21 protein-coding genes are annotated in these 21,965 nt (G+C 71.6%); 8 read left to right on the top strand and 13 right to left on the bottom strand.

The window, feature by feature from the left end:
* Window positions 1–47: 47 nt before the first annotated feature.
* Window positions 48–1,163: an ATP-dependent DNA ligase gene (locus tag ABGB10_RS26425; RefSeq protein WP_347663662.1), complete on the bottom strand. Its 1,116-nt coding sequence runs from the start codon at window positions 1,161–1,163 to the stop codon at window positions 48–50.
* Between the two features lie 136 nt (window positions 1,164–1,299).
* Here ABGB10_RS26425 and ABGB10_RS26420 point away from each other — a divergent pair, with 136 nt between their 5' ends.
* The gene (locus tag ABGB10_RS26420; protein ID WP_347663661.1) at window positions 1,300–1,512 is read left to right on the top strand and encodes a hypothetical protein; all 213 of its coding nucleotides are present in this window, start codon (window positions 1,300–1,302) and stop codon (window positions 1,510–1,512) included.
* A 136-nt stretch (window positions 1,513–1,648) separates the two neighbouring features.
* Window positions 1,649–2,152, top strand: coding sequence for a DUF1990 domain-containing protein (locus ABGB10_RS26415; RefSeq protein WP_347663660.1), 504 nt, complete (start codon window positions 1,649–1,651; stop codon window positions 2,150–2,152).
* Between the two features lie 10 nt (window positions 2,153–2,162).
* Here ABGB10_RS26415 and ABGB10_RS26410 read toward each other — a convergent pair whose 3' ends face one another.
* The 12 genes from ABGB10_RS26410 to ABGB10_RS26355 all read right to left on the bottom strand — a co-directional run bounded on the left by ABGB10_RS26410 (window position 2,163) and on the right by ABGB10_RS26355 (window position 15,114).
* Window positions 2,163–3,083, bottom strand: coding sequence for a DNA-3-methyladenine glycosylase 2 family protein (locus ABGB10_RS26410; protein ID WP_347663659.1), 921 nt, complete (start codon window positions 3,081–3,083; stop codon window positions 2,163–2,165).
* A gap of 127 nt (window positions 3,084–3,210) precedes the next feature.
* On the bottom strand, window positions 3,211–3,858 hold the full coding sequence (locus ABGB10_RS26405) for a hypothetical protein (RefSeq protein WP_347663658.1): 648 nt from the start codon (window positions 3,856–3,858) through the stop codon (window positions 3,211–3,213).
* A gap of 204 nt (window positions 3,859–4,062) precedes the next feature.
* Complete coding sequence (locus tag ABGB10_RS26400; RefSeq protein WP_347663657.1) at window positions 4,063–4,845, bottom strand: zf-HC2 domain-containing protein; 783 nt, start codon at window positions 4,843–4,845, stop codon at window positions 4,063–4,065.
* Window positions 4,842–5,534 (bottom strand): sigma-70 family RNA polymerase sigma factor, encoded by a 693-nt coding sequence (locus ABGB10_RS26395; RefSeq protein ID WP_088990817.1) that lies wholly within the window; start codon window positions 5,532–5,534, stop codon window positions 4,842–4,844. The genes ABGB10_RS26400 and ABGB10_RS26395 overlap by 4 nt, the downstream gene beginning before the upstream one ends.
* A gap of 146 nt (window positions 5,535–5,680) precedes the next feature.
* On the bottom strand, window positions 5,681–6,538 hold the full coding sequence (locus ABGB10_RS26390; RefSeq protein WP_347663656.1) for a fused MFS/spermidine synthase: 858 nt from the start codon (window positions 6,536–6,538) through the stop codon (window positions 5,681–5,683).
* A gap of 16 nt (window positions 6,539–6,554) precedes the next feature.
* Complete coding sequence (locus tag ABGB10_RS26385) at window positions 6,555–7,514, bottom strand: hypothetical protein (protein WP_347663655.1); 960 nt, start codon at window positions 7,512–7,514, stop codon at window positions 6,555–6,557.
* Window positions 7,511–9,985 carry an SMC family ATPase gene (locus ABGB10_RS26380; protein ID WP_347663654.1) on the bottom strand — a complete coding sequence of 825 codons (2,475 nt, stop codon included), beginning with the start codon at window positions 9,983–9,985 and terminating at the stop codon, window positions 7,511–7,513. Before ABGB10_RS26380 ends, ABGB10_RS26385 begins: the two co-directional genes overlap by 4 nt.
* Window positions 9,985–11,133: an exonuclease SbcCD subunit D gene (locus ABGB10_RS26375; protein ID WP_347663653.1), complete on the bottom strand. Its 1,149-nt coding sequence runs from the start codon at window positions 11,131–11,133 to the stop codon at window positions 9,985–9,987. The genes ABGB10_RS26380 and ABGB10_RS26375 overlap by 1 nt, the downstream gene beginning before the upstream one ends.
* Window positions 11,134–11,207: 74 nt before the next feature.
* Window positions 11,208–12,962 carry an ATP-binding protein gene (locus tag ABGB10_RS26370; RefSeq protein WP_347663652.1) on the bottom strand — a complete coding sequence of 585 codons (1,755 nt, stop codon included), beginning with the start codon at window positions 12,960–12,962 and terminating at the stop codon, window positions 11,208–11,210.
* A 195-nt stretch (window positions 12,963–13,157) separates the two neighbouring features.
* Window positions 13,158–13,715: a hypothetical protein gene (locus ABGB10_RS26365; protein ID WP_347663651.1), complete on the bottom strand. Its 558-nt coding sequence runs from the start codon at window positions 13,713–13,715 to the stop codon at window positions 13,158–13,160.
* Entirely contained in the window at window positions 13,712–14,281 is a 570-nt protein-coding gene (locus tag ABGB10_RS26360) for a sigma-70 family RNA polymerase sigma factor (protein WP_347663650.1), read from the bottom strand. Before ABGB10_RS26360 ends, ABGB10_RS26365 begins: the two co-directional genes overlap by 4 nt.
* An 86-nt stretch (window positions 14,282–14,367) precedes the next feature.
* Window positions 14,368–15,114: a pyrimidine reductase family protein gene (locus ABGB10_RS26355; protein WP_347663649.1), complete on the bottom strand. Its 747-nt coding sequence runs from the start codon at window positions 15,112–15,114 to the stop codon at window positions 14,368–14,370.
* A gap of 150 nt (window positions 15,115–15,264) precedes the next feature.
* On the opposite strand from ABGB10_RS26355, the gene ABGB10_RS26350 reads away from it, so the two are divergent.
* The 6 genes from ABGB10_RS26350 to ABGB10_RS26325 all read left to right on the top strand — a co-directional run bounded on the left by ABGB10_RS26350 (window position 15,265) and on the right by ABGB10_RS26325 (window position 21,916).
* Complete coding sequence (locus ABGB10_RS26350) at window positions 15,265–15,828, top strand: plasmid pRiA4b ORF-3 family protein (protein ID WP_347663648.1); 564 nt, start codon at window positions 15,265–15,267, stop codon at window positions 15,826–15,828.
* Window positions 15,829–16,144: 316 nt separating this feature from the next.
* Window positions 16,145–17,434, top strand: coding sequence for an ABC transporter substrate-binding protein (locus ABGB10_RS26345; protein WP_347663647.1), 1,290 nt, complete (start codon window positions 16,145–16,147; stop codon window positions 17,432–17,434).
* A gap of 109 nt (window positions 17,435–17,543) precedes the next feature.
* Window positions 17,544–18,515 carry a sugar ABC transporter permease gene (locus ABGB10_RS26340; RefSeq protein ID WP_347663646.1) on the top strand — a complete coding sequence of 324 codons (972 nt, stop codon included), beginning with the start codon at window positions 17,544–17,546 and terminating at the stop codon, window positions 18,513–18,515.
* 10 nt (window positions 18,516–18,525) lie between these two features.
* Window positions 18,526–19,368 (top strand): carbohydrate ABC transporter permease, encoded by an 843-nt coding sequence (locus ABGB10_RS26335; RefSeq protein WP_347663645.1) that lies wholly within the window; start codon window positions 18,526–18,528, stop codon window positions 19,366–19,368.
* Complete coding sequence (locus ABGB10_RS26330; protein ID WP_347663644.1) at window positions 19,365–20,786, top strand: GH1 family beta-glucosidase; 1,422 nt, start codon at window positions 19,365–19,367, stop codon at window positions 20,784–20,786. The genes ABGB10_RS26335 and ABGB10_RS26330 overlap by 4 nt, the downstream gene beginning before the upstream one ends.
* 83 nt (window positions 20,787–20,869) lie before the next feature.
* Window positions 20,870–21,916: a LacI family DNA-binding transcriptional regulator gene (locus tag ABGB10_RS26325; RefSeq protein WP_347663643.1), complete on the top strand. Its 1,047-nt coding sequence runs from the start codon at window positions 20,870–20,872 to the stop codon at window positions 21,914–21,916.
* Window positions 21,917–21,965: the final 49 nt, after the last annotated feature.

Here is a 21,965-nt window from a genome sequence, read left to right as displayed (position 1 = left end):
CGGCGGTGCGGGTCACGTGATCCTCCGAGGTCGGGTCGACGGCCAGGCTACGCCGAGCCGCTGGCGGCCCGGTCCACGGTGGCCGTCGGGTCGCCGCGCAGCACCTGGTCCACATCGAAGCGGATCGGGCGGTCGAGTTGGTCGTAGCGGCAGGATCGGGGATCACGGTCCGGGCGCCAGCGGACGAACTGGGCGGTGTGCCGGAACCGCTCGCCCTCCATCGCGTCGTAGCCCACCTCGACCACCAGCTCCGGGCGCACCGGCTCCCACTCCAGGTTCTTCGTGCCGGTCCACCGGCTCACGCCACCCGGGATGCGTTGGCCGCGTTCGTGGTCGCCGTGCACCCAGGGGTGCTCGCCACCGATGTCCCGGTAGGGCGCCAGCTCGTCGAGCAACTCGGCCCGCCGGGCCATGCTGAACGACGCGCTCACGCCCACGTGGTGCAGGACCCCGGAGTCGTCGTAGAGGCCGAGCAGCAGCGAGCCCACCACCGGGCCGGACTTGTGCCAGCGGAACCCGGCCACCACGGCGTCGGCGGTGCGGGCGTGCTTGACCTTGAACATCAGCCGCTTGCCCGGCTCGTACGGCAGGTCGGCCGGCTTGACGATCAGCCCGTCCAGCCCGGCGCCCTCGAACACGTCGAACCACCGACGCGCGGTGTCCGGATCGGTGGTGACCTGGGTGACGTGCACCGGCGGACGCACCCCGGCCAGCGCCTCGACCAACCGCTCGCGGCGGCGCGGGTAGGGCTGGTCGAGCAGCGCCTCGTCGCCGATCGCCAACAGGTCGAACGCCACGAAGTCGGCCGGAGTGGTCTCGGCCAGCATCTTGACCCGGGACGCGGCCGGGTGCACGCGCTGGGCCAGCAGCTCGAAATCCAGCCGGGGTTGGCCGCTCGGCCCGTCGCGCCGGATCACGATCAGCTCACCGTCGACCGCGCACCGCTCGGGCAGCTGCCGGCGGGCCTGCTCGACCACCTCGGGAAAGTAACGGGTCATCGACTTTCCGCCCCGGCTGGACAGCTCGACCTCGTCGCCGTCGCGGAACACGATGCACCGGAAACCATCCCACTTGGGCTCGTAGGTCACCCCGGGCGTGGTCGGCAGCTTGGGAACGCTCTTGGCCAACATCGGCTCGACCGGAGGATTGATCGGCAGGTCCACGGCGACCAGTCAATCAGACGGCACCGACAGTCGTGAGGCAGATCACCGTGGGCCGCAGGGTGGCGTGTCCGCCGCTGCGCCCCCTCGTCCTGACCGACCGAATCGAATATCCGCAGGTCAGAGCTACCTTCGCGAGGTGTCCGAGTGGGTCTGTGACTGCTGCGGGCGGTGGCGGGTGAGCGTCGAGTTGATCCGGGGCCGCTACCGCTACCGGCTGACCCGCCGTTACCCGGAGCGGTTCGGCGGCGGGCGCAACGTGCTCGGCGAGGTCGGGTCGGTGCCGGAGCTGGAGGAGCTGCTGCGCCGGCGTACCCCGCTCACTCTGGCCGACCTGCGCGAGGCCGCCTGACCCACGCCGAACCCGCCTCCACTGAGGAGGGCGAACGGCGCTGAACGACGGTGTCACACTGCTCCCGGCGGAGTACGGACGACCCGACCGGGCCGGCCGTACCCTGACCGTGTCCGGTCGAGGTCGAGGGGGAACGGTGGCCGAGCTGACGTACCCGGAGGTGGGGTCGACCCGGCACGGGCCGCTGCCCGGCGGGTACCACCACCTGCGCCACCGGTATCCGTTGCCCGGCGGCTGCTTCGAGACGGCCGCCGACGCGGTGCTGAGCTGGCGGTTGCACCGCGCCGCCGGCGTCCGGATGCGCACCGACGCGCCGCGGGCCACCGAGGGTGTGCTGGTGACCGCCGGCCTCGGTGTCGGCCCGGCCCGCCTCTGGGGGCCGTGCCAGGTGGTCTGGAGCGTGGATTCGCCCACGCTCGCCGGTTTCGGCTACGGCACCCTGCCGGGGCACCCGGAGCGGGGCGAGGAGGCGTTCGAGGTGGTCCGTGACGACTCCGGCGCGGTCTGGTTCGAGGTCCGCGCGTTCAGCCGGCCGGACCGTTGGTTCACCCGCGCGGCAGGCCCGGCGGTTCGGGGCGTGCAGCACACGTACGCCTGGTGGCTCGGCCGCACCCTGCGTCGGCTCTGCGCCGGCCGCTGAACGCGGCGACTCAGTAACGGGCGAACGAACGGATCGGGGCGCGCGGACCGTACTTCGGCGCCCGGATCCCGGCCGCCTCCAGCAGCAGACACACCCGGCCCCGGTGACCTCGGAACGGCTCCAGCAGGGCCAGCATCCGGGCGTCGTCGCCCCGCGGTTCGCCGGCGAGCGCCCAGGCCACCGTGTTCGGGATGTGGTAGTCGCCGACGCTGACCGCGTCCGGGTCCCCGTACGCGATCCGGACGACCTCCGCGGCCGTCCACGGCCCGATGCCGGGGACCGCGGTCAGCCGACGGGTGGCGTCGGCGGCGTCGGCGCTGCGCTCCAACCGGTCGGCGAGCGCGGCGGCGCGCCGCAGCGTGTCGGCCCGCCGCTGCTCGACCCCGAACGGGTGGAACACCCAGTACGGGGTGGCGGCCACCGCGGCGGCCTCAGGTGGCAGGAGCAGCGGCTGCAACGGACCAGGGGCCGGCTCCCGGAAGTGCCGCACGGTCGCCGCGTACGCCCGGTACGCCTCCTTGCCGGTGACCTTCTGCTCGAAGATCGCGCGCAGCAGCCGGGGGAAGACCTGCCCGGTCGTCGGCATCCGTAGCCCCCGGTGCTCCCGGGCCAGCCGGGCGACCAGTGGATGTGCCGCGGCCAGCTCGGCGAAGCCGGTCAGGTCGTCACGGAGCCCGGCGATCGCGTCGGCGCGGTCCAGGACGTGCTCGGCGCCCGGCCCGTAGCCCTCCGCGAGCAACTCGCCGCCGGCGGACCGCAGGGCGAGGGTGGCCGGGCCGTCCGGGGTGCGGGCGGCCCACCAGAAGGTGCCGGCGGCGACGCGGGCGCACGGGTCGTACGGGCTGAAGGTGAGCGCGCGGACCGAGGCCGCCAGCCGGTAGCCGACCGGGGGGCGGAACACCCTGGTCGCGGCGGGTTCGGTCGCGGTCACCCGCCCACTCTGCCACGTGCCGGACGGGACGTCGGCACCACCGGTGTGCCGACGTCCCGCGTACGACCGGTGGCCGGCCGCGCCCTCCCCGGCGACGACCGACCACCGTGATCCCGTGGTGCGGGGCTCAGTACGAGTAGCCCGAGCCTCCGGCGTCGCTCGCGCCGCTGTCCGACGGCGGTGCGACCGCCTTCGGCGTGGAGGTGGGCAGGCAGCTCAGGTTCTTCTTGCCGTCCGGCTGGACCACGAACCAGGTGCCGCCGACAGCCTGGCCCTTCCACTGGCCGGGCTTCTTGTCGCCGATGTAGCGGTACACGGGCCAGCCGCCGACGGTGAGCTGACGGGTGCCGTCCTGGCGGGTCACGCTGCTGACCTTGTCGTCCGAGACGCCGGTGAGCTGCGGGTTGCCGTCGGTCAGCGCGGGGGGCCACACCTCGGCGCACTTGTCGACGCAGTTGGACGACGGCGGGTCGGCGGTGTCCTTGTCGAATCGGTACAGGATCCACCCGTCCTCGTCGGTGACCACCTTGCCCATCCGGGCGACGCTCTTGCCGATCAACTTCTCGGTCAGCTCGACGTTCGCGGGCGGCGCGTCGGCGACCGGCGCCTCCGCGGACGCCGAGGCCTCAGGTGCGACCGACGCGGTGGGCTCGGCCGCGGCGACGGCGACCGGCTCAACCGCGCTCGAGTTCGCCCCGTCGTAACCTGCGGGAGCGCAGGCCGTTAGTGCGACCATCGCGCTCGCGACGATGACGGTCCGCTTCATCTGTGCCACGTGCCCTCCTCATTCTTGGCAGTTCACCCATAGGTACGGGGTGTGGGCTGTCAAGGTTGAAGAAGTAACAGTGGTCAATTTCACGTTCTTTGATTGAACCGAATCGAGCGGAGATCCGTACGCCCCTGCACGGATGACTTTCCCCAACGACAGATCGGCACCGGTCATTGTGAAAATGACCGGTGCCGATACCGTACGCGGAACCTACATGGGCACGGTGACCAGCGGACTCGCCACACCGTTGCCGTCGACCGACTGCACCTGGAGCTGCTTGATGTCACTGACCAGAGCAGACGTCGAGGCAGTCAACTCAAGACCCTGCGGGCGGGCATTGGTGCCGTAACCACCCTCCGGCACCGACCAGGTCGAGATCACCTCGGGGTCGGCGTTCTTGCGCATCACCACCAACCGGCAGATGCGCGGGCCGGGCAACTTCCGCAGGCTGAAGTTGATCCGGGTGCCGTAGTCCCGCTTGACCAGGAACACGGTCGTCTGGACACCCGTGGTCGGGTCGGTCGCGTCGACCTGGTCACCCTCCTCCTCGGTGCCACCCACACCCGGGCCACTCGGCGGAGCCGTCGGCCCACTCGTCTGCGGGTCGTTCGGAGCACTCGGCGTCGAATCGGCGAGCACCCCCGGCGCCGGGTCGTTGTCCGTCACGCTGACGAACCCGTACCCGGTCAGACCGCCGAAGACCACCACCGCGGCGGCGGTCGCCAACATCTGACGAAACCGGGTACGCCGACGGTCAGCCCGCACCGCGCCCAGAGTCCGGTTCAACAGCGCCGGGTCGGTCGCGGTCTGCTCCATCGCCATCATCGTCTCGCCGTCGATGTCGGAGAGCAGCCCCACCACCGGCACCATCGTCTCCAACTCCGCCGCACACGCCCAGCAGGTCGCGAGATGCTCCTCGAACCGCTCGGTATCCTGCTCGTCGAGCACACCGAGCGCGTACGCCGCGACGTCCATGTGGTCCGGCCGGCTCATTCTGTCACCCCCCGCTCCTGCAGAGCCGTGCGCAGCGCGCGCAGCGCGTAGTAGACCCTCGACTTGGCGGTGCCGAGCGGCAGCCCCAACTCCTCGGCGGCCTCCGGCACCGTCCGCCCCCGGAAGTACGTCGAGATCAGGATTTCCCGGTGCGACTGACTGAGCGTACGCAGGGCGTCCGCGACGGTCATCGTGCGCAGCACCCGGTCGGTGCTGTCCGCCTCGGCGAACGCCGTGAGGTCCCGGTCGTACGTCTCCGGCGGCCGGGCCTCCTGGCTGCGGTGCTCGTCGATGGCGATCCGCCGGGCCACCGTGACGAGCCACGGTCGCAGCGAACCCTGCCCCTGCGTGCCCAGGCGGTGCGCGTTGCGCCAGGCCCGCAGCAGCGTCTCCTGGACGATGTCCTCCGCGCGCTGCCGGTCCCCCCCGGTGAGGCGCATGACGAACATCAGCAAGGGACCAGCGTGCTCGGCGTAGAGCAGCTTGATCAGTTGGTCGGAGTGGCTGGCCTCGGTCGTCGTCGCCTGATGGCGCCCGGGCGCCGGTCGCGGCGTCACCGGACCATTCTGGCGAGACGTCGCTCGCGCGTCGACCCCCCGGGCAGACGAGGTCGGCCGCGACGAGGACCGCGCCGACAACCAGTCAGCGCGTACCGCGTCGCCATGCCAGCCGGCCGCCACCGCATGCATGCAGACCTCCGGGGTTTCCGTCACCAACGTCGGCCCACGAGGCGGGCCGCCCGGTGGTACGCACCACCGTCCCGAACGGATCAACGAACCGCGGAAAAAAAATTCTGTGCCGCTGTCGGAGCGCACAGTCAGGCAGGTGCGCGCGGTCAGCGGCGTACCGAGAACAGGCCCGGCGGCGGGGGATCGGAACCGGTCGCGTCGGCATCCCGGACAACCTGGGCGCCGCTGGTGAAGCGGTCCAACTCGTCGCCGGCCACCACCCGACCCGGGAACCAGTCGCCGGCAGCGCGCCGGGTCAGCTCCGGCACCGGCGGTGTGGTCCGCCCGGCGACCAGCACCAGATTTCCGTACCGACGGCCACGCAGCACCGCCGCGTCCCCCACCAGACACGCCTGCGGCAGCACCGAGCGGATCGTGGCGACCTGCCCGCGTGCGTGCCGCAGCGGTGGGCCGTCGGCCAGATTCGCCAGGTACCAACCCGAGGGGCGGAGCACCCGGGCCACCTCCGACGCGTACTCCACCGACGTGAGGTGAGCCGGGGTACGCGCACCGGCGAACACGTCGGCGACCACCACGTCGAAGCTCGCGTCCCGAGTGGAGGTCAACACCGCCCGGGCGTCCTCCACCCGGACCCGCAGCCGCGCGTCGGACGGCCACGGCAACGCCCGGCGAACCAACTCCACCAACGCACCGTCCACCTCGGACACCCGCTGCGTCGACCCGGGCCGGGTGGCGGACACGTACCGGGGCAGGGTCAGGGCCCCACCGCCCAGGTGCAGCACCCGCAACGGCTCACCGGCCGGCGCGATCAGGTCCACCGCGGCGGCCAGTCGCCGGACATACTCGAATTCCAGATGGGTGGGATCGGTCAGGTCCACGTGCGACTGCGGCGCGCCGTCCAGCAGCAGCGTCCACGAACCCGACCGGTCCGGATCCGGAACGAGTTCGGCCTGCCCGGTGTCCACCTGCTCGACCACCCGGTCAGCCGCCCGTTTACGTCCCATCGCGACCAGTGCCCGTCTACCGCGCCGCGCGGGCCGCGGCGGTCAGCGCGCGGTGCAGCAGCCGGGAGTCACCGAGCAGGGCACGCAGCCGGCGTTCCAGACCGGCGATCGGGATCAGGTTCTGTGGGGCGCGCGGATCCTTGTACGGGGTGGAGGCGAAGCGCGGCAGGGTGACCAGCGACAGGTCGGCCAGCTCGATCGCCTCCTCCACCGGCAGCTCGGCCGAACACTCCACCCGGACGATCCCCGCCCACGGCGCACCGATCGCCACCGGCAGCCGCAAATACCACGACCAGCCACCCCAGGCGGTGCCGAGCCGGAACACCGGCGAGCGCTCACCCGACGCCAGACCGACCACCACCGCCGTCAGCCGGGCGTCCAGATATTGGCTGTGCTGGGTCTTGATGTAGCCCAACGTGCGCGGCAACTGCCGACGACTCCGCAGCGGGCCGTCCACCACCAGCAGATCACCGTCGACCCGGGCGGCGTCGGACACCGCCACCTCCAGCGCCGTCAGCGGACCCTGCACCGCCGCCGGCAGCTTCCCCAGCTCACCGGTGCCACCCACCCGGTGCACCGGGTAGCGGATCGCGCCCGCCACCACGTCCTGCGCCGACGGGCTCGCGGTGAACAGACCCCGACCAACCCGGGTACCGGCCAACTGCGCCGCCCCCCGGCCCAGGTCGCACCGGACCACCCCGGCCGCGTACGAGGCGGCCAGCCCCGGAAACGAACCGCCGTCGGCCTCCGCCGTCCAGATGCTCGCGTCGATCCGGCGAACCCCGTCGACCAGCAGCACCACGTCGGGCGCGCGGACCCCGGGGCGTACCCCGATCGCCCGCCAGTCCACCGCGGGCAACTCCGCGTCCGCGTCGACCTGCGCGCTGCTCGGCGCGGCCGGCCCGGTAGCGGACGCCTCGAACGACGCCCCGTACGCCGGATCCCACGAGTCGACGAAGAACGCGGCTTCGCTCACCGGCCGGTCCGTTCGATCCGCGACGAGCGGGCGTCCTTACGCACCTCGAAGCGGACCGGAATCCGCTCGGCCAGCGCCGGCACGTGGGTGACCACGCCGACCATCCGGTCACCCCGCGCGGCCAGGTTCTCCAGGGTGGCGGCCACCGTGTCCAGGGTGGCCGCGTCGAGCGTGCCGAAGCCCTCGTCGAGGACGATCGACTCCAAGCTCGCCGCCGTTGTCGACATCCCGGCAAGCTGCTCGGAGAGCGCCAACGCCAACGCCAACGACGCCTGGAACGTCTCACCGCCGGACAGGGTGCGCACGCCCCGGCGCAACCCCGCGTCGTGGTGGTCGACCACGAGAAACTCGCCCTTGTCGTGCACCAGCTCGTACTGGCCGGAGGACAGCTCCCGCAGGATCCCCGACGCGCCGTCGACCAGCAGGTCCAACGCCTCCGCCAGCAACCACCGCTCGAAGTTGTTGGCCCGCAGGTGCCCGGCGAGCGCACGCGCCACCTGCGCCTCCCGCTCGTGCACGGCCCGCTGCTCACGTAACGTCCCGGCCTGCTCACGGCGCTCCCGCAGCCGTCGTCGGTCGGCCTCGGCCCGCTCCACCGCGACGGTCGCGGCGTGCACCGGATCGTCACCGACCGGCACGTCGGCGGCCGCGAACCTGTCGGCGATGTCGCGCTGCACCGCCTCGGCCACCGCCTCGGCCTCGGTCACCGCCAACGCCCGACCGGCCCGGTCGGCGCGGCGGCGGTCCGCCTCGGCCGTCGCCCACCCGGTCAGCGCGGCCCAGGCGGCGGCCACGTCGTCCCGGTCGGTCGCCGGCGGGCCGAACCGGGCCAACCCGTCCCGGGAGGTGTCGAAGGCCCGCCATGCCGCCCGCAGCCGCTCCTCGGCGGCATCCACCCCGGCCCGGGCCTGGCGCGCGGCCTCACGACCGGCGCGAACCGCGGTCGCCGCCTCCTCCAGCGCGCCCCGCAACCGGGCGTGCTCGGCCAACTCCCGGCGCAACACGGCCGGCTCCGCCGCGCCGTCGAGCTGCCCGTCCAGCTCGGCCAACCGGGCGTCCAACTGGTCCTGCCGGGCCCGCGCCTGCACCAGCAACCGCTCCAGGTCGCGCGCTGCCGCGTCCCGCTGCTGCACGGTCGTCTGCGCCGCCTTGGTCGCGGCCCGCGCCGCCTTACCCGCCGCCGTCGCGGCCGCCACCGCCGAGTCGGCCGGCACCGCCGGCACCTGCGCCACCGGCTGCTCGCAGACCGGGCAGGGCGCGCCGGCATGCAGGTGCACCCGCAGGCTGACCGCCAGATCGGTGGCCTTCGCCTCCTCGTGCGCCCGGAAGGCCGCCTCCAGCTCGGCGTCCGCCCGCTCGGCCGCCGCGCGGGCGTCGGCCAGCGCGGCCACCGCCGTGGCGTGCTCGTCGTTCGCCGCGCCCACCGCCGCGCGGACCGTGTCCGCCTCGCCGGACAACCGGTCCCGATCGTCGTACGCCCGCAGGAGCAGCCGCGCCGCGCTCTCGTCGCCGGTGCCGGCCAGCTCCCCGCGCAGCTTCTCCTCCCGCTCCTCCGCCAACGACACCGTGGTCGCCGCCGCCTCGGCCTCGGCCCGCGCCGCGGTGACCGCCCGTGCCACCTCGGCCACCCCGCCCGGCGCGCGTACCCCGGTCAGCACCCTCAGCTCGTCGTCGAGGGCGGTCAACGCCACTGCCGCCTCCCGCGCGGCGGCCCGAGCCGCCGTCAGCTCCGGCACCGCTGCCGTCACCGCCGCCGCCAGGCCCGCCATCCGCTCGACCCGGGCGTCGGCGTCGGCCAACGCCTCGTCGTCCACGCCGGTCAGCCCGGCGAGCACCTGGTCGACCGCGTCGAGTCGGGCGTCCGCCTGCGTGGCGCGCGCCGTCGCCCGCTTCTGCACGTCCTCGTAGACGCCCAGGCCCAACAGGTTGACCAGGATCTGCTGCCGCGCCGCCGGCTTCGCGTGCAGGAAATCGGCGAACTGCCCCTGCGGCAGCACCACACAGCTGGTGAACTGCTCGTACGGCAGCCCCACCGCGTCCAGCACCGCCTGCTCCATCTCGGCGGGGGTGCCCGCCACCACCTCACCGAGGTCGTCCGGGCTCAACCCGGTGTCCAGTTTGGTGACGTCGAAGCCGGCCGGCATCAACTGCAACCCGGCGTTCGCGGTCTTGACGTTGCCCCGACCGTCTCGTCGGACCACCCGGGTCGCGACGTAACGGGCCCCACCGGACTCGAAGACCAACCGCACCCGGGCCTCGGTCGCCGACGGCGCGAGCGCGTTCGCCAGCCCTCGCGCACCACCCCAGCGGGGCACCATGCCGTAGAGGGCGAAGCAGATCGCGTCCAGCACCGTCGACTTGCCCGAACCGGTCGGGCCGATCAGAGCGAAGAAGTCGGCGTCGGTGAAGTCGACTGTGGTGTCGTCCCGGAAGACCGTGAAGCCGGCCATGTCCAAGCGCATCGGACGCATCAGTGATCGACCTCCTCGAAGAGCTCGTCGAAGAGTTCCTGGACGCCCTCGTCGGCGTGGCCCCGACTGTCCAGATAGTCGGCGAACAACTCCCGGGGCGAACGCCCCGACCGCTGCGCGATGCGGGCACCGCTGCCCGGCGCTGCCAACAGCTCCGGATCGATCCGGATCTCCAGCGCCCGGGGGAGCAGCTCCTGCACCTCCTCGCGCAGGCCGGCGCGGGGTTGCTCCCGCACGAACACCCGAAGCCAGGCATCCGGCGCCTCGATCTCGGCGAGCTGGGCCAGGGTGCCGCGCACCGTCCGCAGCGCGCTCGCCGCGGTCACCGGCACCTCCCGCACCCGGGCGGCGGTGCTGGCCGTCACCTCCACCAGCGTCACCGACGGGACGTTCTCCTGCTCGCCGAAGTCGACCGCGAGCGGGCTGCCGCTGTAGCGCACCGGGCAGGGGCCGACGACCCGCTGCGCCCGGTGCAGGTGGCCCAACGCCACGTAGTGCGCGGTCGCCGGGAAGACGGTGGCCGGAACGGCGTAGCCCAGCACCGTGTGCGCGTCACGTTCGCCGCCGCCGGTGGACGCGCCGGTCACCGTCAGGTGCGCGGTGACCAGGTGCACCCGGTCCGGTTCGGTGAAACCCTCGGTCAGTCGCCCCAGCACCCGGCCCAGGTGGTCGGCGTACGTCTGGTTGGTCTCCGCCGCGGTCAGCTCGTACATCTCCAGCGCGCGCACCGCGTACCGCTGGGACAGGAACGGCAGCGCGGCCAGGCGCCACCGCTCGCCCCCGGCGGTGGTGCCGTCGATCACGTGCTCGTCCGGGTTCTCCCGCACCCCACCGCGCAGCGTGATGCCGGCGGCATCAGCCCACGGGCGCAGCGCGTCCAACGCGGGCCCGTTGTCGTGGTTGCCACCGATCGCCACCACGTCCGCGCCGGTGCGGCGCAGCGCGGTCAACGCCCGGGTGACCAGACGGGTCGCCTCCGACGTGGGCGCGGCGGTGTCGTAGAGGTCACCGGCGACGATCACCAGATCCGGCTGCTCGGCGCGGGCGATGTCGATCACCCCGGCCAACACGGCCTTGTGCTCCTCGGCCCGGGACTGCCCCTTGAGCACCTTCCCCACGTGCCAGTCGGAGGTGTGCAGGATCTTCATGGCTGTGCTGGCCTTCCGTTCGCGACTGCGGGGCTCGCAAGCTCACTCCTCGCGCTCACCTGTGCCGGGCCCACCTAGAACGGGATGTCGTCGTCGGTGCTGCCGCCGCCCGAGCCCACCACGGCGAACGGGTCGGCGGACTGGGTGATCGAACGCAGCGTCTCCGATGGTGCCCGGCCCGCCTCGGAGACCCGGGTGGCCCAGGCCGGGAACGGGAACTCCAGGCAGAGTGGCACCGGGATGTCCGGCTGGTTGACGAACATGGTGCCCGGCTTGGCCAGCAGCGCCCGCTGCCGCTGAGCGGGCGGGAGGAAGCCGTACTCCGGGCGGGACGCCTCGGCCGGGTCGAGCCGGCCGACCACCCGGATCGCGGAGTTGGTGACGATCCGCCGCTCCACCTCACTCGCCGTCTGCTGGGCGCCGATCAGGATCACTCCGAGCGAGCGGCCCCGCTCGGCGATGTCGAGCAGCACCTCCTTGATCGGCGACGAGCCCTCCCGGGGGGCGTACTTGTTGAGCTCGTCCAGGACGACGAAGAGCAGCGGCTTGGCGGTGCCGGACTTCTCCTTGCGCTCGAACTCGCTCTTCAGCGTCACACCGACCACGAACCGCTGCGCCCGATCCGGAAGGTTGTGCAGGTCGACCACGGTGACCTGCGCGGACTCGCTGGTGTTGATCGAGTGCGGGCGGCGGGTGGCCAGGTCGCCGCGGATCAGCCGGGCCAGGTCCTTCTTACTGCCGATCAGCCGCCGGGCGAACGCGTTGACGGTGCCCAGACCGACCGCGCTGCCCGCCCAGTCGGAGCGCGTCTCGTCGTCGTTGAGCTGGTCGACGATGTGGTCGACCAGGTCGCCGTAGGAGCCGAGCCGGACTCCGTCGATGCTCACCCCGCCGTCGGCGGGCTGGGCGTAACGGGCCAGGTGCGCGGCCACCGAGTGCACCACCATCGTGTACTGCTGGCGTTCGTCGTCGGCGTCGGCGAAGACGTACGGCAGCAGCCGGTCGGCGCAGAACTCGCTCAGCGTCCAATAGAACGAGTCGACCCCGGTGAGTCGGCTGCTCACATCCGGCGTGCCGGCCGCGTCACCCACCCGGGGCGGGGCGTACACCCGCACGTCCGGGAACGCGCCGGCGCTCAACCCGAGCTTCGCGTACGCGGCGCGGGTGGGCTCGTCCAGTCGGGTGTTGGGGTGGTCGAGGAAGAGCAGGTCCTCGCCCTTGACGTTGAAGATCAGCGCCTTGGCGTTGACCGCGTCGCCACCCAGCACCCCGGAGCGGAACACCGAGTAGAGCAGGAAGGTGGCGAAGCTGGTCTTGGTGGCCACCCCGGAGATGCCGGAGATGGAGACGTGCGCGCCCCGGCTGCCGTCCAGGAAGTCGGCGTTGAGGTAGACCGGAACGCCGTCCCGGCCCATCCCCATCGGGATGCGCCGCTCCATCCGGTCGAAGTGCAGCGCGCGCGCCCGGGCGTCGCCTTCGGCCCGGTGCACCACCGCGCCGGGCGTCGGCGGAACGTACAGCTCCGGGTCGACGCGCGTGGTGGTGACCTCGGCCGCCTCCTGCACCTGCGCGGGCAGCGTGCCGTCGGCGATGGCGAACACGTCCGAGTCGAACTGGGCGCCCTCGTGGCGGGCCCGCACCTGGGTGACCACCCCGGCGATCGTCACCGGCTCCCGGTCGGGCAGCTCCCGCCGGGTGACCACCACGTCGTCGAGTTGGAGGTAGCTGCCGGGCGCCACGGCCGTCCAGAACTGCGACGGGGTGGCGTCGGCGGTGCCCAGCACCCGCCCGACGGCCTCGCCCGGGCTGTCGAGGTCGGCGTCGGTCATCGGGCGACTCGGGTCGCTCGGGCAGCACGGTCGGGAAGCATGCCCTGCATCCTGCCCGAGGAGTACGACAGGTCGCCACGCGACGCGGCGGACGACACGATGTGCGGTCACGCTCCTGACGCTGGGTGCCCGACCGGGAACACGTTGTCGTGGACTGCGTGGCCCGGTGCCGACCGCACGACGGCTCCGACGGCCTCAGTTGCCGACCGGAGCGACGAACATGTTCACGGCACCGCAGGTCTCCGGCGCGTTCTCGAACTGCTGCCCGTCGATGACGTAGACCAGCTTTCCCCACCTCGGTTCGGCAGGCGCGCTGCCGCCCGGTGAGGGGATCGGGTCGATCCGCTGCACGCACGAGTACAGGTGGGTGGGTGGAACGTCTCCGAACATCTGGTCCCACATCCGGCGGCACGCCTCGACCGGAGTCTCTCCCGCCCGGGCTGCCCCCTCGCCCATCCGCCGCATCCCCGCCGTGCCGCAGACGAAGGCTTCGCCGTCCGCCGGTAGCGCCTCCGGAGGAGCCACCGGCGCGCGGTATCCGCCGATCGCCGCGGTCGCCCCGCCGGCGAACAGCACGCCGACAGCGAGCGTCGCGGCCACGGTCGCCGCCTTCCTCCGGGACCGCCGGTACGGCGGTCGGGGCGTGTCGAGGATCCGCGCGAGTAGTTGCTCTCCCTGTGCGCTGGTCGTGAAGGCGGCACGTGCGTCCGGTCGCGCACCCGTGACGAGCTCTTCGGTCCTGCCCTTCTTCACTGCAGCCCCCTCGGGTAGGCCGGCACACTGCTGCCCACCAGCGGCTGCGGCTCGGCTGATTGCTCTCCGTAGAATTTCTCGAACCGGCGACGCGCCCGGTGCAACCGCACCGCGAAGGTCGCCGCCGAGCACCCCAGCACCGTCGCCGACTCCTTGGCGCTGAGGTCGTACCAGTACCGCAGCAGCAGGACTTCCCGGTCGGCTTCGGTGAGGTGTGCCAACGCCCCGAGAACCTCGGCTCGTTGCGCCTGCGGGGAACCGCTGTCCGCAACCTCGCGGGACTCGGGCATCGAGTGCAGGCGGCTCTCCAGCGCGGCCTGGTCCGAGCGGTGCCGGTGATGCTGCATCACCAGCCGCCGCGCGACCCCGAACAGCCAGGGTCGCTCCTCGCCGATCCTGATCGTCGCGAGCCGCCGCCACGCCACGATGAACACCTCGGCCACGAGGTCCTGCGCATCCTGCCCGCCCAGTCGATCGCTGGCGTACGCGTGGATGGCGTCGCCGTGCCGTCGGAACAGGTCGGTGAGGCGTTGTCGGTCTGCCGCGGTCCGCTGGGCGTCCGGCACCGGTCCTCCAGGTGGTGGTCTCACACCCGTACTTGTCGCTCCGCGGCGATTTTCTTACCGACCGGCTGCCGGCGAATCCGCTCAGGTCACGGGCGGGCGTGGCGGAGCATGAGGACGCCGTCCTCGGCGGCGAGCACGTGGCGCAGCGGCAGGTGCCGGGGCGGCGCGGTGTCGCCGGCGGTGATCCGGCCCGGCCCGGCCCCCGCGAGCAGGGGTGAGACGGTCAGGCACAGCTCGTCCACGAGGTCGGCGGCGGTGAGCGCGCCGAACAGGTGCGGGCCGCCCTCGCAGAGCAGTTGGGTCAGCCCGCGCCCGTGCAGTTCGGCGAGGCCGGCGGCCAGGTCGACCCGATCGGTGCCGCAGCGCAGCAGGTCGGCGACGTCGGTGAGGCCGGTCGGCGGCTCGGCGTGCGCGTGGGTGAGCACGACCGGACGGGTCGGCGCGTCGGCGAAGGCGGCCTGCGCCGGGTCCAGGTCGAGTGAGCCGGAGACGACCACCAGAGTCGGGTACTCGGCCAGCCCGTTGGCTCGACGCCAGGCGCGGCGGCGCTCGTCGAGGCGGACCGCCCGGTACCCCTCGTGGCGAAGCGTGCCGGCGGCGACCACCAGGGCGTCGCAGACCATCCGCAGCAGGCCGAACACCCGCTTGTCCGGCTCGCCGGAGAGCCCGGCGGAGTAGCCGTCCACGGTGACCGCACCGTCCAGGCTGGCGACGAAGTTGGCCCGCAACCGGGGCTGGTCGGCGCGACCGTAGAGGGCGGTCAACGCGGTGTCGTCGAGCGGCTGTGTCGACGGCTCGGGCCAGAGCCGTCGGATCGGAATTCCGACGGTCATTCGCCGGCCGGACCGGTGACCGGAGGGGTCGGTTCGGCGGTACGGTGCTGACAGTCGCACCAGTTCCGGCCCGGGCAGTCGTCGTGTCGCCGGGCCCGGCACGCGCGGCAGATCATGCTCGCAGCCTAAGCCGCGGGAGGACAGGACAGCATGCCGCGTCAGATCTTCCAGCTGAAGATGTCCCTGGCCAGCGTCCGCCCGGCGGTGTGGCGTCGGGTGCTCGTGCCGGCCGGCTACACGCTGGACCGGCTGCACCGGGTGGTGCAGCACGCGATGGGGTGGCGGGACTGCCACCTGCACTCGTTCGAGATCGACGCCGTGCAGTACGGCGAGCCCGACCCGGACGGCGAGTTGGGGCTGCACGACGAGCTGGACGCGCGGTTGGACGCGGTGCTCGGCAAGGGCAGCCGGTTCTCCTACACGTACGACTTCGGCGACTGGTGGGAGCACGACCTGGTCGTGGAGGACGCGCTGACCGTCGACCCCGACGAGCGGTACCCGGTCTGCCTGGCCGGCGAGCGGTCCTGCCCGCCGGAGGGGATCGGCGGGCCGCTGGGTTACCGCGCCCTCCTGGTCGCCCTGGAGGACCAGGCCGCACCGGCCGATCTCGCCGACCCGCGGCTGGCGTTGCTGCGCGACTGGGCGGGTGCCACCTTCGACCCGTCCCGCTTCGACCCCGAGCGCGCGACCACCCTCCTCCGCCGCTTCTGCTGACCCGCGCGCCGGGCCGTGGCCCTGTCGATCAAGAGGTTTGCGTCGGCGGCAGGGCGATTTCTGACCGAAATCTCTTGATCACCAAAGGTGAAGGGGCAGCTCAGGGCGGGTGTGGGCTGGGGCGGGAGGGGCAGGGGAGGCGGGCGGTAACGATCTGGGAACGCTCCCATCGCCCTATTGACACTCTCGTTACCTGTCGGCAATCTCATGGGAGCGCTCCCGGAGGTGGTGTGTGTCACTCACGGACCCCGGCCCGGCGCGATGAGCACCCCCCACCACACACATCAGCCTCACCACCGGAAAGAGGGGTCAGCGAATGAGTGTCACCACGCGGCGTACCCGCCTGGCGGCCGCTGCCCTGGCCGCGATCACCGCGGTCAGCGGTCTCGCAGCCTGCGGCAACGACGACGACAAGCCGGCAGCGGGCGAGAAGCCGGCCAAGCTGGTCGTCGACACCTTCGGCGAGATGGGCTACGACGAGCTCGTCAAGCAGTACGAGAAGGACACCGGCATCAAGGTCGAGCTGCGCAAGACCGCACAGCTCGGTGAGTACCGGCCGAAGCTGGTCCGCTACCTGGCCACCGGCAAGGGCGCGGCGGACGTCACCGCCCTGGAAGAGGGCATCCTCAACGAGTTCAAGCCCAACGCGCGCAACTGGTCCGACCTCACCCCGCTGGTCGCCGACCACTCGAAGGAATACCTGCCCTGGAAGTGGGAGCTGGGCAAGGCGCCGGACGGCCGGCTGATCGGCCTGCCGACCGACGTCGGCAGCCTCGCCGTCTGCTACCGCAAGGACCTGTTCCAGGCGGCCGGCCTGCCCACCGAGCGCGACCAGGTGTCGGCGCTCTGGCCGGACTGGAAGGGCTTCCACGACGCCGGTCTGAAGTACAAGCAGGGCAGCGGCGGCAAGGCGTTCATCGACTCGATCACCGCCGTCTCCAACGGTGTGCTCTTCCAGGGCAACGGTGACCTGTTCTACGACAAGGAAGACAACATCATCGCGGACACCAGCCCCGCGGTGAAGAACGCCTGGGACACCGCCACCTCGATGGCGGACATCTCCGCCAAGGCGTCCACCTGGTCGCCGGAGTGGTCGGGTGGCTTCAAGCAGGGCACCTTCGCGGCCACTTTCTGCCCGTCCTGGATGCTCGGCATCGTGTCGGACAACTCCGGTCCGGCCAACAAGGGCAAGTGGGATGTCGCGTCCGTGCCGGGCGGCGGCGGTAACTGGGGCGGCTCGTGGCTCGCGGTTCCGGCGCAGAGCAAGTACCCGAAGGAGGCGGCGAAGCTCGCCGAGTACCTGACCAACGCCAAGAGCCAGGTGGAGGCCTTCAAGCTCAAGGGCCCGCTGCCCACCAACCTGGAGGCGCTGAAGAACGAGGCCTTCCTCGGCTACACCAACGAGTACTTCAGCAACGCGCCGACCGGCAAGATCTTCGGGGAGAGCGTCGCCAAGATCCAGCCGATCCACCTGGGTCCGAAGCACCAGGCGGTGAAGGAGAACGCGCTCGAGCCGGCCCTGCGGGCGTTCGAGAACGGGCAGGCCGACAAGGCCAAGGCCTGGGAGCAGTTCACGAAGGACGCCAAGACTCAGGGTGCCTTCTGAGTGATTCCCTGCCGGTGGCGTTCGGGGCTTCCCGGACGCCACCGGCCGGTCCCCTCCGCGTAGCGCCCTGCGCGAGGGCCCCCGGGCCTCGCCGGAAAAGGAAATTCGCATGAGCCTGTCGGCCACGACGGCACGGCCGTCGCCAGCAGCACCGCCCTCTCCCGACGTCTCTCGCCGACGTCGACGGGGAAGGCTACTCAACCGCCTCGATGTCAAGTACTCGCCGTACCTCTACATCGCCCCGTTCTTTCTGATCTTCGGCGTATTCGGGCTGTACCCGATGCTGCGCACCGCCTGGATGTCGCTGCACGACTGGGACATGATCGGCGAGCACACGTTCATCGGCCTCGACAACTACACCCGGCTGGTGTCCGACGAGTACTTCTGGAACGCGCTGGTCAACACGTTCGGCATCTTCGCCCTGTCGACCATCCCGCAGTTGTTGCTCGCCCTCTTCCTGGCGAACCTGCTCAACCGGACCCTACTGCGCGCCAAGACCTTCTTCCGGATGGCCATCTTCATGCCGAACGTGGTGTCGGTGGCCGCGGTCGCGATCGTCTTCGGGATGTTGTTCCAGCGGGAGTTCGGCCTGTTCAACTGGCTGCTCAGCTTCGTCGGTGTCGACCCGGTCGACTGGGATGGGCACCGGTGGAGTTCCTGGACGGCCATCTCCTCCATGGTGAACTGGCGGTGGACCGGGTACAACACCCTGATCCTGCTCGCCGGCATGCAGGCGATCCCGAAGGACCTCTACGAGGCCGCGGAGATCGACGGCGCCAGTCCGTGGCGGCAGTTCTGGCAGATCACCCTGCCCATGCTCAAGCCCACCTTCATCTTCGTGGTCATCCTGTCCACGATCGGCGGCATGCAGCTCTTCACCGAGCCTCTGCTCTTCGGCAACGGCAACATCATCGGCGGCAACCAGCGGGAGTTCCAGACGCTGGCCATGTACATGTACGAGATGGGCATCGTGAACCTGAACACCGCCGGCTACGGAGCCGCGATCGCCTGGGCGATCTTCATGATCATCATCGTGGTGTCGCTGTTCAACTTCCTACTCGTCCGCCGCTCGGCGAAGTGAGGAGAGATCGATGATCTCAGCTTCCCAGCGCCTGTGGCGCACCAGCCCGCTGACCTACCTGGCGCTCCTCCTGGCGGCGCTGCTGTCGATCTACCCGTTCTACTACATGCTGGTGATCGGCAGTCGCAGCCTGGACAACATCAACGACGTGCCGCCGCCGCTGACTCCGGGTGGCGCGTTCGGTGACAACTTCGGGCGGGTGCTCGACAACGACGCCGCCAACTTCCTCACCGGCATGATGAACTCGATCATCGTCTCCTCGGTGGTCACCCTGTCGGTGGTGCTCACCGGTTCGCTGGCCGGGTTCGCCTTCGCCAAGCTGAAGTTCAAGGGCAGCAACGCCCTCCTGCTGGCGATCATCGTCACCATGATGATCCCGACCCAGATGGGGCTCATCCCGCTCTGGGGCATGATGCAGGACCTGGGGTGGTACGACACCCTCTACGCGGTCACCGTGCCGTTCCTGGTCACCGCCTTCGGCGTGTTCATGATGCGGCAGTACGCCAGCCAGGCGATCTCCGACGAGCTGATCGAGGCCGGTCGCGTCGACGGGGCGAGCACGTTCCGGATCTACTGGAGCATCGTGCTGCCCGCGCTGCGTCCCGCCGCCGGCGTCCTCGGTCTGCTGACCTTCATGGAGACCTGGAACTCGTTCCTCTGGCCGTACGCCATCCTCACCCCGGAGAACCCGACCCTGCAGGTCTCGCTCTCCTTCCTCTCGTACGCCTACTACACCGACTACTCCCAGGTGTTCGCCGCCACGGCGATCGGCACCATCCCCCTGGTAATCGTCTTTCTCGTGTTCGGCCGCCAGATCATCGGCGGGATCATGGAAGGTGCCGTCAAGTCGTGAGCAACCCCGCCAGCCCACCCGCCGTCGACGTCCTCGACGAGCGCCCCGGGCTGACCTTTCCACCCGGATTCCTCTGGGGGGCCGCGACGGCGGCGTACCAGATCGAGGGGGCGGCGGCCGTGGACGGCCGCACCCCGTCGATCTGGGACACCTTCAGCCACACCGAGGGTCGGGTCGTCGCCGGGCACACCGGCGACGTGGCGTGCGACCACTACCACCGGCTCGGCGACGACGTCGCGTTGATGGCCGAGCTGGGCCTGAAGTCGTACCGTTTCTCGGTCTCCTGGTCCCGGGTGCAGCCCGGCGGTGCCGGCGCGGCCAACCCGCAGGGCCTCGACTTCTACCGGCGACTGGTGGACGAGCTGCTGGCCAACGGCATCGAGCCGTGGCTGACCCTCTACCACTGGGACCTGCCGCAGCCGCTGGAGGACGCCGGTGGTTGGCCGGCCCGGGACACCGCGGCCCGCTTCGCCGACTACACGACCCTGGTGGCCGACGCGCTCGGTGACCGGGTGCGCTACTGGACCACGCTCAACGAGCCGTGGTGCTCGGCGTTCCTCGGCTACGGGTCCGGCGTGCACGCGCCCGGCCGTACCAACGGGGCGGACGCGGTTCGTGCCGGGCACCACCTGATGCTCGGTCACGGCCTGGCCGTGCAGGCGTTGCGGGCCGCCCGGCCGGCCGCCGAGGTGGGCGTGACGGTCAACCTCTATCCGGTCGACCCGGCCACCGACGCGCCAGCCGACGTGGACGCGGCCCGGCGCATCGACGGGCTGGCCAACCGGTTCTTCCTGGACCCGCTGCTGCGCGGGTCGTACCCGGAGGACCTGGTGGCCGACCTCGCCACGGTGACCGACTTCGAGCACGTGCGCGACGGCGACCTGGCGACCATTTCCACGCCGCTGGACCTGGTCGGGGTCAACTACTACAGCCGGCACGTCGTCGCCGCGGCGGTCGAGGGCGACCCGGCCGACCCGGTGCCCTCGTGCTGGCCGGGCAGCGAGGACGTCCGGTTCGTCACCCGGGGCGTCCCGGTCACCGACATGGGCTGGGAGATCGACGCCCCGGGCCTGCGCGAGACCCTGCGTCGGGTGCACGGCTACACCGACCTGCCGCTGTACGTCACCGAGAACGGCTCCGCGTTCGTCGACTCGGTCGTCGACGGGGAGGTCGACGACGTCGACCGGCTGGCCTACTTCGACGCCCACCTGCGCGCCGCGCACGAGGCGATCGACGACGGAGTGCCCCTGCGGGGATACTTCGCCTGGTCGTTGATGGATAATTTCGAGTGGGCCTGGGGTTACACCAAGCGGTTCGGCATGATCCACGTCGACTACGACAGCCAGGTTCGCACCCCCAAGTCCAGCGCCAAGTGGTACGCCTCGGTGATCCGGCGCAACGGTCTGGCCGCACAATAGGCTCGGGCCAGCCATCAGGACGGGTCCCGGCGTCCACCTCCCGCAGGTGGCGCCGGGTCCGCCCGCCGTCGGAGGAGCACACCATGACAACGCAGCGCACCCGGTCGCTCGGGCGCCCGACCCTCGACGCGGTCGCGGCGCGTGCCGGCGTCGGCCGGGGGACGGTCTCCCGCGTCGTCAACGGCTCGCCCCAGGTCAGCCCGGAGGCCCGGGCCGCGGTCCAGCAAGCCATCGCCGAGCTGGGGTACGTGCCGAACCGGGCTGCCCGTGCGCTCGTCACCCAGCGCACCGACTCCGTCGCGCTGGTGGTGTCCGAGTCCGGTGAACGGGTCTTCACCGAACCGTTCTTCGCCTCGATCGTGCGGGGGATCAGCTCCGGGCTGCTGGAGACGCCGATGCAGCTCTGGCTGGCCATGGCGCAGTCGCCGGTGGAACGGGAGCGGGTCGAGCACCATCTGACCAACCAGCACGTCGACGGCGTACTGCTGCTGTCGTTGCACGACTCCGACCCGTTGCCGACGCTCCTGGAGGAGCGCGGGCTGCCCGCCGTGCTCGGTGGTCGGCCCGCCCGGATGCTGCAACCGGGCGCACAACCGGCGTGGTTCGTCGACGTGGACAACGTTGGCGGGGCCCGGCAGGCGGTGGAGTACCTGACCGGGCTGGGGCGCCGGCGCATCGCCACCATCGCCGGGCCGCAGGACATGGGCGCCGGCCTGGCCCGCCTGGCCGGCTACACCGAGGCGGTCAAGGCCACCGGGGCCGGGGTCAACCCCGACCTGATCGCGTACGGCGACTTCAGCGAGGGCAGCGGCACCGCCTGCATGCGCCGACTGTTGGACGTCTGCCCGGACCTGGACGCGGTCTTCGTCGCGTCCGACCTCATGGCGTTCGGCGCGCTGCGTACCCTGCGCGAGGCCGGCCGGCGCGTGCCCGAGGACGTCGCGGTGATCGGCTTCGACGACGCGACGATCGCCCTCCAGGCGGACCCGCCGCTGACCACGGTCTTCCAGCCGGTGGAGGAGATGGGCCGACAGATGGCACGCCTGCTGGTCGCCCGAATCCGCGGCGAGGAACTCGTCGCCCCGCACATCCTCCTGGACACCCAACTGGTCCACCGCGCCTCCGCCTGACCCCCCGGTTCCCCTGCCCCGGCGGCCAAGGGCGTGGGGGCCAAGGGGT

Source organism: Micromonospora sp. B9E7 (assembly GCF_039871815.1).
Lineage (GTDB): Bacteria > Actinomycetota > Actinomycetes > Mycobacteriales > Micromonosporaceae > Micromonospora.
This window is presented reverse-complemented; position numbering and strand designations above follow the sequence as displayed.